The 10893-nt window shown below is 41.8% G+C and carries 12 protein-coding genes; 9 read left to right on the forward strand and 3 right to left on the reverse strand.

Annotation, left to right across the window (positions count from 1 at the left end):
- Window positions 1–369: 369 nt before the first annotated feature.
- Window positions 370–633 (forward strand): cupin domain-containing protein, encoded by a 264-nt coding sequence (locus R7E78_RS23460; protein WP_250155004.1) that lies wholly within the window; start codon window positions 370–372, stop codon window positions 631–633.
- An 80-nt stretch (window positions 634–713) separates the two neighbouring features.
- Here the strand turns inward: R7E78_RS23460 and R7E78_RS23465 are convergent, their stop codons facing one another.
- On the reverse strand, window positions 714–1418 hold the full coding sequence (locus tag R7E78_RS23465; protein ID WP_170897313.1) for a nickel/cobalt transporter: 705 nt from the start codon (window positions 1416–1418) through the stop codon (window positions 714–716).
- Window positions 1419–1677: 259 nt separating this feature from the next.
- Complete coding sequence (locus tag R7E78_RS23470) at window positions 1678–3771, reverse strand: TonB-dependent receptor (RefSeq protein ID WP_140301922.1); 2094 nt, start codon at window positions 3769–3771, stop codon at window positions 1678–1680.
- Between the two features lie 183 nt (window positions 3772–3954).
- Between R7E78_RS23470 and fes the strand changes: the two genes are divergently transcribed.
- Window positions 3955–5274 (forward strand): enterochelin esterase, encoded by a 1320-nt coding sequence (fes, locus tag R7E78_RS23475; RefSeq protein ID WP_053306971.1) that lies wholly within the window; start codon window positions 3955–3957, stop codon window positions 5272–5274.
- Window positions 5275–5297: 23 nt separating this feature from the next.
- Window positions 5298–5444, forward strand: coding sequence for an MbtH family protein (locus R7E78_RS23480; protein WP_276419145.1), 147 nt, complete (start codon window positions 5298–5300; stop codon window positions 5442–5444).
- 153 nt (window positions 5445–5597) lie between these two features.
- Here the strand turns inward: R7E78_RS23480 and R7E78_RS23485 are convergent, their stop codons facing one another.
- Entirely contained in the window at window positions 5598–6518 is a 921-nt protein-coding gene (locus R7E78_RS23485; RefSeq protein WP_318058295.1) for an IS5-like element ISVal1 family transposase, read from the reverse strand.
- Window positions 6519–6844: 326 nt separating this feature from the next.
- On the opposite strand from R7E78_RS23485, the gene R7E78_RS23490 reads away from it, so the two are divergent.
- From R7E78_RS23490 to R7E78_RS23515, 6 genes are all read left to right on the forward strand, one after another.
- On the forward strand, window positions 6845–7033 hold the full coding sequence (locus R7E78_RS23490; RefSeq protein ID WP_318058296.1) for a hypothetical protein: 189 nt from the start codon (window positions 6845–6847) through the stop codon (window positions 7031–7033).
- A 190-nt stretch (window positions 7034–7223) separates the two neighbouring features.
- Window positions 7224–7487, forward strand: a complete 264-nt coding sequence (locus tag R7E78_RS23495; RefSeq protein ID WP_169643969.1) for a hypothetical protein — start codon at window positions 7224–7226, stop codon at window positions 7485–7487.
- Between the two features lie 22 nt (window positions 7488–7509).
- Window positions 7510–7761: a hypothetical protein gene (locus R7E78_RS23500; protein WP_025625038.1), complete on the forward strand. Its 252-nt coding sequence runs from the start codon at window positions 7510–7512 to the stop codon at window positions 7759–7761.
- A gap of 163 nt (window positions 7762–7924) precedes the next feature.
- Window positions 7925–8068, forward strand: coding sequence for a hypothetical protein (locus R7E78_RS23505; protein WP_169643971.1), 144 nt, complete (start codon window positions 7925–7927; stop codon window positions 8066–8068).
- Between the two features lie 314 nt (window positions 8069–8382).
- Window positions 8383–9225, forward strand: coding sequence for a CAAX protease (locus R7E78_RS23510; protein ID WP_373417168.1), 843 nt, complete (start codon window positions 8383–8385; stop codon window positions 9223–9225).
- Window positions 9226–9956: 731 nt separating this feature from the next.
- Window positions 9957–10769, forward strand: a complete 813-nt coding sequence (locus tag R7E78_RS23515; protein WP_318058297.1) for an ATP-binding protein — start codon at window positions 9957–9959, stop codon at window positions 10767–10769.
- Window positions 10770–10893 lie beyond the last annotated feature (124 nt).

Here is a 10893-nt window from a genome sequence, read left to right on the forward strand (position 1 = left end):
ATTCAACTAAGTTCTACTCCTTTCCTTGTTGGTTTGCTCTGTTTTTCAGCGCTGTCGGCTAACTGAAAAATGCCCCATTATAAGACAGAGTAAATACTCATTCATATCCTGTTAATTGGGTTTTGCCTTACTAAAAGTAATCCATTCTTCTAATGCTATTCGTTGTTAATCCTCGTGTTGTATTACGGGGGCTCTTAAGTTGTCAACATCGTACACAGAACCACCATGTTGTATTTATTCAACTTGGTGCATTTAGAAAGAACGTCTTCCCCCCAACGGTATCCTTAAACCTTGCTCGAGGAGCTTTGCCACCCATCGTCCGTTTAAGGTTCGCAGGTATAAATTGACTTGAATCGGGAGTTTGCCAACTTGCTTCACCGTTTTTTCTGGCGTCCAATTGATGGTTGGTACGTTATCTTCGGTTTCGCCGAAGGTGAAGAAATGAGCGAACATACTGCAGCAGTGTCAGCGATTGCACAAATACTCGAAGGAGAATGTACGTTCACGTTAGAAGAAGAGGCGAAGGAACTAAAAGCTGGCGCTTGGTTGTTGATGGACGCGCATTTGCCTCACAGCATTATCGCGAAAACGCCATTGAAGCTGATGCTGTACCTGTTGCGCGAGCCTAAGTAACACGCAGTATTGAAATACAAATCAATGTAAATTCAGCCCCAACCAAGTGTTGGGGCTTTTGCGTTTATTGCTGGCGGTACTTATCTGACGAAGTTCTGCAATCCTGCCACGCTGGCAAAGTTATAGAGAATAAAGCCCGATGCCACCATGGTGACTGCTAACACGAGGTTAAGCGTATTGCTCAAGTTGGCATTGGGTTTGGCGCTGTGATTTTTCATTTGGCGTTGAATCGTTAAAGCGTTGAACACCAATATCGAGTTGGTCATTGCCGTTCCTAAAGCCATCACGAATGTCGCGACCATGCCCCACATTAAGCTGCCTAGCATGTTAGAGAGAAACAGAACTAACACCGCCCCAGTACAAGGGCGGAAGCCGATGAGTAGCAGTGCTTTCCATGAAATATTGTCATTAGAACCTGCGGAATCATCATCTTCTTGAGATCGTGTTTGCTTGATGCGGCGCTTGGCCACCGACGCAAACTCTTTCAGCGCCAATAAAACAATAAACACCGCACAACCTTGCGTCAGCAGACGAACATTATCGGAAAGGCTGAAAGCAAACTGCTCTGCAATCTTGGCAGTAATCACGAAAAGAATGCACGCGCTCGCGGCTTGTAGGGCGGCAATAATCGCCATTAACACAAGTGCTTGTCGGCGACGGTAGCCATGAATCAAGCTCATTGACGTCACTGCCGTTTTACCGTGTCCAGGGGCAACCGAATGCAGTAAACCATACAGAAAGCTGAAGCCCAACAAGTACAACAGTTGCCCTTGGCTGATGAGCATCAGGTATTCACTGATATACCGTAGTTAATCATTTTAGCTTTGTGAAGAAAAAAATGGATTCCTTTGGAATCCATTGAGTTGACTAATTGCGATTCTTTATTTTGTCTTTGGTAAGGAGTAATACTATTCTCTATACATGCCGTACACACAAGTCACGATGTACTTAATAAACGTTACGAAAAAAGCAGATTTATCTGCCTTAATAGACAATACATCCTTAAGTTACTATATAACAATAACATCGGAGCACTTTGTGTTGTTAGAATTGGTAATCAGCCACAAGACCGAATGTACGAGGTCCGCCCATTTCGATAAGATCATTCTTATGGCGAAGAACGTAATCTTCATCTGTTGCATTCTTAATGTAGGCCCGAATGGTGAGATCATTCATGGCATAACCTGCATTGAGATTCAATATGGTGTAGTCGCCTGCTGACGTACTTCGGGTGTTGGCGAGATCTGTAAAGTAATCCGTTACGTGATTAACACGAGCACCAAAGAAAATGCCCGAATCTAGCTGTTGGGTGAAGCCAAGACCAGCCGACACTTCAGGTGCATAACTGAACTCATTCCCATTTAAGTTTTCAACAGTACCGCTTGGTCCTTCGGTGATTTCTGTTTTTAACAAGCCTACAAATGCGAATACGTCCAGACCTGAGTCAAACCAGTAATTGGTTTCAACTTCAGTACCGTATGTTTTTCCTTTAGGGATGTTTGCTATGTAATTGTCGAAACGATTTCCACTGTCACCATACACGACCGTTTGATAGTTTTCATAGTCGTTGTAGAAGACATTTGCAGTCAAACCAAGTCTATTTTCAAGGAAAGTTGAACGGGAACTTAGCTCATAAGTCCAGACTTCTTCCTGCTCAAACACAAAGACCTGTTGTTGGTACTCGTTGTATCCAAGTCCGCCAGCGTTGTATCCTTTACGAGCAGTAAGTCCAAGCATTGAATTGTCTGATACATTTAAAGTTACACCGACTTTTGGTAGCAAAATACCGTTACTTTCATCAGCATTGAAATCGAGTGGGAACCTTGCGTGGTCAAAATCACGCTTCAGCTCATCTTTTTCGTAACGAGCGCCAAGTAGCAAGCCCCAACGGTTATTGAGCTGGACTTTTGAATCGAAGTAAATTGAGTTGGTCAGAACTTTATCTTTACGCTTCATCGAGTCTGTTTGCGTATCCTGATCTTTGTAAAAACTGCTTACCCCGACAATGGCATTGTATTTGTCATCTAACGAGTTATAAGATAGCTTCGCTTCTGCGGTGTAGTTTTTTTCATCAACATCACCCCACCAGTCCGTACGAGGATAAGCTTTGAATTTCGTATTATAGTCTCGGCGCGCAAGCAATACATCAAGGGTTAATTCATCATTGATTAAGTAATTTATGTCAAAATTTGCATTCCAGCTTTCGGTTGTTTGACGTCGAGTACCGTTTTCATCAATGTATTCAAACTTACCTTTTTCAGAAACCAGATTTGTATATTGACCTTCTTCATTACGGCTAGCCAATGTTAGTTTTAGCGTAAGCTTATCGTTAGACATCGGTTTGAATAACAGCTTACCTCTCACATTATAGGATTCAACTTCAGAAGGGTCCCATGGATATTGGTCATTATCGGGCAGCGAGTAATCAATTGGTGTATTACCCTTTGTGCCCTCGGCGGCTAATCGAAATGCGAGCTTTTCAGACACGATTGGGGCAGAAACAACACCAGCTAAGTGATATTTGTCATCTTCGTTTTCGTAGCCACCACGAACTTTACTTTCAAAGTGGAACGTTGGATCTTTGGTTTTGATGACCACCGCGCCGCCAATACTATTTCGGCCTTGGTTGGTTGATTGAGGGCCTTTATAAATCTCTACTTGTTCTGTATCCCACAACCCGGCTTTACCAAAGGCTTCACCAGTCCATGACTCTGACACGCCATCAACGGTTGTATTCACCCTTGGTGTCGCTCCTGTCATGAAGGAAAGGAAGCCTTCACCAGGCCCACGACCATCGACACCTCGAATATGTGGAATACCAGAAGGGGCATTCAGTACATTCGGGACGCGATCGAGTAGATCGTAGTATGTTTGATCTTCGCCATTGTCTGCTTCATCAGTAAAAACGGTGACTGAGCTTGTGTTCTCAGCAAGTGTACCACCGAGTTTTTCACCAAGTACCACAATGGTTTCTAGGGTTGTTAGGGTTTCTTGGCCTTTCTTAGTATTGCTGTTGTTCACTTGCTCTGCTGAAAGAGTGGTGCTGGCTCCAAGGCAAATTACACCAATGAGCATGGCAAGTTTAGTCTTGCCAGTATTAGTGATGGTGATGCCACTGTTTAAATCCATGGGCTTCATGACCTGAGTATTCCTTAATAAAAAAAGAAGAAAACATTTGATGTTGTAACAACATTTATGTAAAAAAGTGTTGCAGCAATAATGCTAATGATAATTATTATTTACAACAATGATGATATAAGTTTGTGCTATCTCATTACTAGAAGATATGCATGAAGTATCGACGTACAAGTTGGATTTGTGATGGATATAAAGGCTTTTCGAATAATAGAAAATAAAAATATCAATAGTGTTTTAAGTGGTTTGCTTGAAGATAATGAAGAAGTAGGAGCCCCATGTTGGTGGAACGAGGTGCAGACAAAAGGAACACCTTTTATCCTTTCCCAAGATAATACAAGCGTTGAGCTGCTATTTCTTTGGCGAAACACGGATGACAGTGTTAAGGAAATATACATTGATATCAATGGTATTACTGATCATCACAGCTTTGATATGGCAAGGCTTACTCATGTCAAAGGAACGGATGTTTGGTTTTATAAGGCAAGGGTAAACAGTACGTGGCGTGGGAGCTACACGTTTATTCCAGTGACACATGAACGCGTCCAACCAGCGTACCACGGAACATACCAAGAGAAACGCACCAAGCATCGGGAGTGGTTGAGAACCATTTTTCCTCTTAGTGTTCGCGATGATTTAAGTAAAAACAATTTGTCAGCCTGCGAATGGGGACGTTCGAAAACGCCGCTATCTATGCCAAAGGCAGTATCGCAAAGTGCTTGGTCAAGGTTCGATACAAAAAATGGCAATGTTCAGGCAGGAGCGGGCATGCAGCTGGCTTGGACTAGCCAGTGTTTAGGTAATGAGCGCTATGTTTGGTTGTATTCGACAGCCAGCGCTGACCAAATGGCTGAACTGCCATTGGTTTTAGTCTTAGATGGTCAATTTTGGTCTCAATCCATGCCTCTGTTCAGTGCGCTGACCGATGCGACGAGCAGCGGTCAGCTTCCACCTGCCTTGTATGTCTTCATTGATGAAATCAATGGAGCGCTGCGTAGTGAAGAATTCAGTTGCAACCCTTTGTTTTGGCAGGCTATCACTCAAGAACTGCTGCCGTTGGTTGGTCATTATTTCCCAATTACTAATGAGGCTAATCGTACGGCTGTTGTTGGGCAAAGCCTTGGTGGTTTGAGTGCGATGTATGCCGGATTGAACCATCCGGACCGTTTTGGTGCGGTTGTTTGTCAGTCGGGTTCATTCTGGTGGCCTGATTTTTCGTTAGTGAAGCCACCTAGTGAATATTCTCCTCTTCAAACAAGCGAACCTTTAACTCAAATGAGTCAATTGGTTCATTCTGGCCTTGGTTCTAACGTAAAGCTAAGTGTTTTTATGGAAGTTGGGTTAGGGGAAGACATCATGGTGGACTTGAGCCAAGACCTGTACCAGCAACTTAAGCAACAAAACCATCGGTTATCGTTTCGCACCTTTGATGGTGGACATGAACGCCTGTGTTGGCGCGGAGGCATCATTGATGGGTTGTCATATGTTTTTAATTTTGAATCCTGATTTTTCTATGATTGGAGTTAACTATGTCTGAGAAATACATTAATCCTTTTGACGAACCTGAAAACCAGTTCTTTGTGCTGATTAATCACAACAATCAATATAGTTTATGGCCTGAGTTCAAAGGGATCCCTCCTGGCTGGAAAAGCACATTTGGTCCGTCACTAAAGTAAGACTGCATTGATTATATCGAAGCGAATTGGCACGAAATTCGTGTGTAAAAAACAAACAAATAGCCACGACGATAATAATTAAATTTCTAAGGAATAAACGGCTTTGTTGCGTAATTCGGACAGAAAACCAAGTCGTCCGAAATTGAATAATTATTAAACAATATACTGAGTTTCAGGCATACCAAGCCCTGTAAGCTTGTTCAGCGCTTTAATCATGGCGTAGGTTTCGCCAACCTGAGAATTGTAGTTTCTCAGGCTTAACCTCCCACCTAGCAACTGCTTCACGCGATACATGGCTGTTTCAGAGAGCGAACGCTTGTGATAACCATACCGCTTTTTCCACTTCTTGTTGGAGCCGTAGAGCTTCTGACAACCTACTGCTAAATTGCGAGGGTGTCCTTGCTCCCAGAAGGCAGCCCCTTCTCGTGGCGGGATAAGCGGAACCGCTCGCTTGATCCGTATGGCATCATGGCAATTCCTTGTGTCATAAGCGCCATCGCCTGATATCTCAATGATTTTGCGACGTGTCTGCTTGAGTAAGTTAGGGAGCACTTCGGCATCGGTTACGTTAGATAAGCTCAGCTCTGCTGCGACTATTTCGTGGGTGCTTGTATCTACTGCGATATGCAGCTTACGCCAGACTCTGCGCTTCCCATCAGTACCATGCTTCTTGACCTTCCATTCACCTTCGCCATAAACCTTGAGGCCAGTGGCATCAATGGCCAGATGTTGTATTGCTCCTCTGGTTTTGGTTTTAAATGAAACTTCAACTTCCTTAGCTCGGCGGCTTATACAGGTGTAGTGCGGGCAAACAAGCGGGATGTTAGCCAGCTTAAATACGGAGTCTAGAAAACCTTGCAGCGCTCTCAATGGCATAGAGAAAACGCGTTTCACCATCAGTGCGGTAGTAATGGCTAAGTCGCTGAATCGGCGAGGTCTACCACGCTTGCCTTGTTTGTTTTGCTTCCACTCGGCTATCGCTTCCTCATCAATCCAAAAAGTCAGAGAACCACGGTTGATTAAGGCTTTATTGTACTGCTTCCAGTTAGTTGTTTTGTAACGAGGTTTCGGCATAAGGCTACGATGATTAACTGATGTAACCGATCAGATCGTAACTTCCTGATTTAGTTCCATCGAATTACGCAACAAAGCCGTCAATACAAGCAAAGCTCTTCCCCTTTTTGAATTAACTTTTAAGTGATGCGGATTGGTAGTTTCTTGAGTCAAAAGCACTATCTAGTTGTTGGGCTTTTCGCTGAAATGGGCGCAAAACCCCAATAAGTGCCATACTCGTTTCCCCTAAACTCCCACTGTGCTTATGGTATGCTAAACAACACGGTAAAAATCCGTGATGTGTGTTTTTTCGCTACAAGGAAAATGCACATGCATAAGGGAAAATTATGGCGCGAGGGTATACAGATATTAACCTTAAAGGCGGTTCAAAGGATGGTGAAGTCATTAGTGATGTTCCGTTAAAGCAATTACCGAAAGCAGTAGCTGTTCGAAGTGAACATTACTTTGCAACATCAAATGACGGTGGTGTTGGTATATGTAAAGGGGAACTATCTAAAAAAATGGCACTCGTATAGCCAAGAGGTTTATTCAAAATTGGAAAACCAACCGCACAAATCGGGTACGGTCTTTCAATTTGTAGAAAAAGTCATGGTTGACCGTTGCTCTGCAACAACAAAGAGTGGCACTCAGTGCTTACATGCAGCATTACATGGCGAAACAATGTGCGGAACGCATAAATCGTAATAAGCAGGGAAAATCGAAGCTATGGCTAAAAATACAATGATTGAGCAGCTTTGTACGGCTGGACAAGTTTTAATTGGTTTGATGGCAGTTCGTGAGCCAATTGATAGTCGATTTCATATTGTTGTCACCACTGGCGTAAATGGCATCACAATAACGCTAAATGAAAATGAGTTTGAACTAACCAATCAACGCATTGAGTTTTTAAATGGCAGTGGGAACATCGCGCTAACAGGAAGCGAGTTTGAGACAGTTAGCGGCTGGTTTAACGCTTACAACACTAAGTAACGGAAATTACGGGGAAATGAGCATGGCATTTAGAGAAGAAGTTGAAGTGTTGCTATTAACTGAATCTCATGTAGTTGAGCACATTAAAGGCGTTGAACTTGAGATTGTCAGCGACAAGCTTATAGCTCACACAGAGACAGAGTTTAAAAATTTGCACACGCATAAACTTGAACTGTCTTTCGATGCAGCAGAGGCGCTTTACATCAAACTTGGTCAACGACTAAAAACAGCACAAGAAATGGTCGAAGACAATTCGGCAATCATCACCGAGTAATGAGGGAGTTTGGACGATTTGGAAAGCATGGCTACACTCGCAACAATAGGTCTGATGCTCTAGCACAGCGCAAAAAGTTCGCGGCATCATTGACGAAGCGGCAGAAATAACCAATGACGAACTAGCAGACGCAGCCGATGGATTGATTCAGACCGCGATAGATATGTCTAAATACAAGCTAGGGGAGTTTCCTGTTAAGTCTGTCCGTTGGGATTCTGAAGCAAGGACAATCTCATGTAACTTCAACGCACAAGCGTTTCCTTTGTACCCTGTGTTTTTAGCAGAAGTACCACAAGCCTACCTATAAAGAGGCGAGTAGCGACCAGCCTCTTTACGCTGACCTAGAAAGCAATCAGGGTGTTCAAATTGGACACCCTGTCATTATCCATATTGCCGTAAACATTACGGATGATGGCAAGCCTTGAGTTTCAGTCTAAACCTATTTAAATGCATTTAGACGCATTTCCTTAACTCGCATATAATGTTCCTTTTGCTCACTAACACAAGCATATGAAACCTAACAATATTAGTGAAACAATCAATACGATATCGTCAGATCGTCTTAACAGTTATCGTAATTACTTTAACCTCACCTCAGATGAGGAGTGTTTAGGACTGTACTTGTGGAATGACGCTCTTTCTGCCTCCTTTTTTAAACTCATAAGTATCTTTGAAGTAGCACTCCGCAATACTATTCATAGAGAACTATCTCATCAATTCAATGCCCACCGCCAACAAGGACATGCGTTTGATAATGATTGGTATGAGTACTTAATCACACAAAATCAATTAAAGCCTAAGACGGTCAATTTGATTCGCAACGTAACTCATTTACCATCACGAGGAAGAAGGCGATCTCAGCCTGTACCTAAGAATCCAGTACCAACACCAGGAAAAGTAATAGCGGCACAAAGTTTTGGTTTTTGGGGCTTTCTAATCAACGACACTTCATTGAACGGCTCTATTGACTGGCAAAGTGCACTTTTTAACGGACTTAAAGGACACTTCGCCCTTCATTCTACTTACTGGTCTCAAAATGCTCTGGATGACTTTCTAATGCGATTAAGCCAAGTTAATGAACTAAGAAACCGCATAGCTCATCATGAACCGATTTGGAAGTTTACTCAGATTAGACATCACAGAACCAACCAAGAGATCTATCCAGCGGCATCGACTCCAGAAGAAAGCATTCAGCGAATGAAAACCCTCAATGATCGATTGTGCCGTATATTGGGTTGGGTGTCTGAGGATAGAAAAAACGATTACCTTGATTCTCATTACAAAGCACATTTTGATTGGCTCACGAGCCTTGAAGCTCTAAGCGTATACAAATCACTTACGTACAGTAATATACTGACTCCAAGCCAAGCAAAAAGACGTTTTAACGGTATAGTGAAAAGTTCTAAAGTTCATGAAATTGTTGGCAAGCGAGGCATAGTAACTATCCTCCCTGGTATTGTATAGTTGACACAAAATCAGCTTTATACCATAATTCAATCACTAGCTCGTTAGGCTACAGTGTTGGTAATAAAGTTCTCGCCAATATCTCTAACTTGAGCATTCTAGAGAGCACCCTGCGGGGTGCTTTTCGCTTTCTATACGGCTTGTAGCCATTTCTCATCCCCCTATAATTCTTCACCAATCCGTTTTCCATTTTTAGGATGGCATAGCGACAACCTTTAAAAATCACTTTATTCACTACTCCCCCCTTACTTTATCCAATATCACACAGATCCAAATTGCGGCTGCAGCCGGTCATATGGTTTCGCTCGAACACTGGAAATCATGCTTATGAGCATTGTTCAACTGGAACACTGGTAACAGCCTTGTTTTCGGGTTGCTTTGAGCTAAACTGTCAAATACACCAACTAGTCATTTAATCATTTAATATCAGTAACTTACGTATGGATTCAACTCTAAAACCTACAAATTGAATCTGTAAAACTGTTTAGTATTTAAGATTTATTATAAATCTGAGGCTTTTCACGCGTAGTTAGTAAAATAACATAGAAAATGTCACGTGTTACAGCGTCACATAACATTTAAACTAGCACGTTTGGTGACAGCGTAACTACATGCACGCTCATTATTTAAACGAAATGTATTGTATATGAGTATAAGTATCAATATCATCATAACGCTCCTTGGTTATTCACACTCATTGATATATCTGTCAGACAAATAGTTTCCAAACCATGTTTAAAAATATAAACACGCTAGTATTAAAGTTAATTATCTGCGGTTCTTTCATGCTTCCATCTGTGATGTTTATGTTCTATAAAGTTTCGTTTGGAACACTAACCATCTTATTTGTATGGTTATCTTTGATTGGATATTTTGGCTTTAAAGCATTTGAAAATCATATAATTAACAGAACACTAAAAAGTGTCCATGTGCAAGTAAACGCAATGAACCATACGATTAATGAGGCAATTATTTCTTCTTCTAAGAAGAATGAGAAAATAAATTTAGCTGATTCCTTATCTATAAAAGAATCACTATATTCTATTGCCTCAATCAGTTCCTTCAATAATAGCCCTTCCATGATTTACCATAGTGTAGAACCATTGTTATCGGTTACATTAAATGAATACGGTACTCTGGCAAATCATTACGGCATTAAGTTCGATTACGACTTCTCCGCAGACTCAAAGATTCGGGTAATAAAGCTATGCCCAAGCACTCTAAACAAGGTATTGAGTATTGTCCTTTCAAACGCCATTAGCGTGTCAGGAAAAGGAGATCGAATAAGAGTGATGACAAGACTATCTCAATCCCACTACTCAGTTATTGTTGTGGACGATAGTTCAGGGATAACCCCCAAAACGCTTACAAAGATAGAAAATAGAGAAACGCTATCTTGCGGAAGGAGAGTCGATATTCATAATCGAATCCATTATGGATTGGGACTGATATCTCTTAAAAGGCTGGCTAATGGAAGGGATATATCTATTCATTCAGACCTAGTAGACTCAAAGCACTGTGTAGTTATTAACATAAAGAGATGAATTTCAGCTATTGGAAAATCCAGATGCTCTAGTTTTTGAACTAATGAACGGCTTTGTTGCGTAATTCAGACGAGAAACCAAACCTCCTAAAGTTGACCGACTTTTATACAATATACTGAGTTTC

It is taken from the genome of Vibrio sp. YT-19(2023), assembly GCF_033337395.1.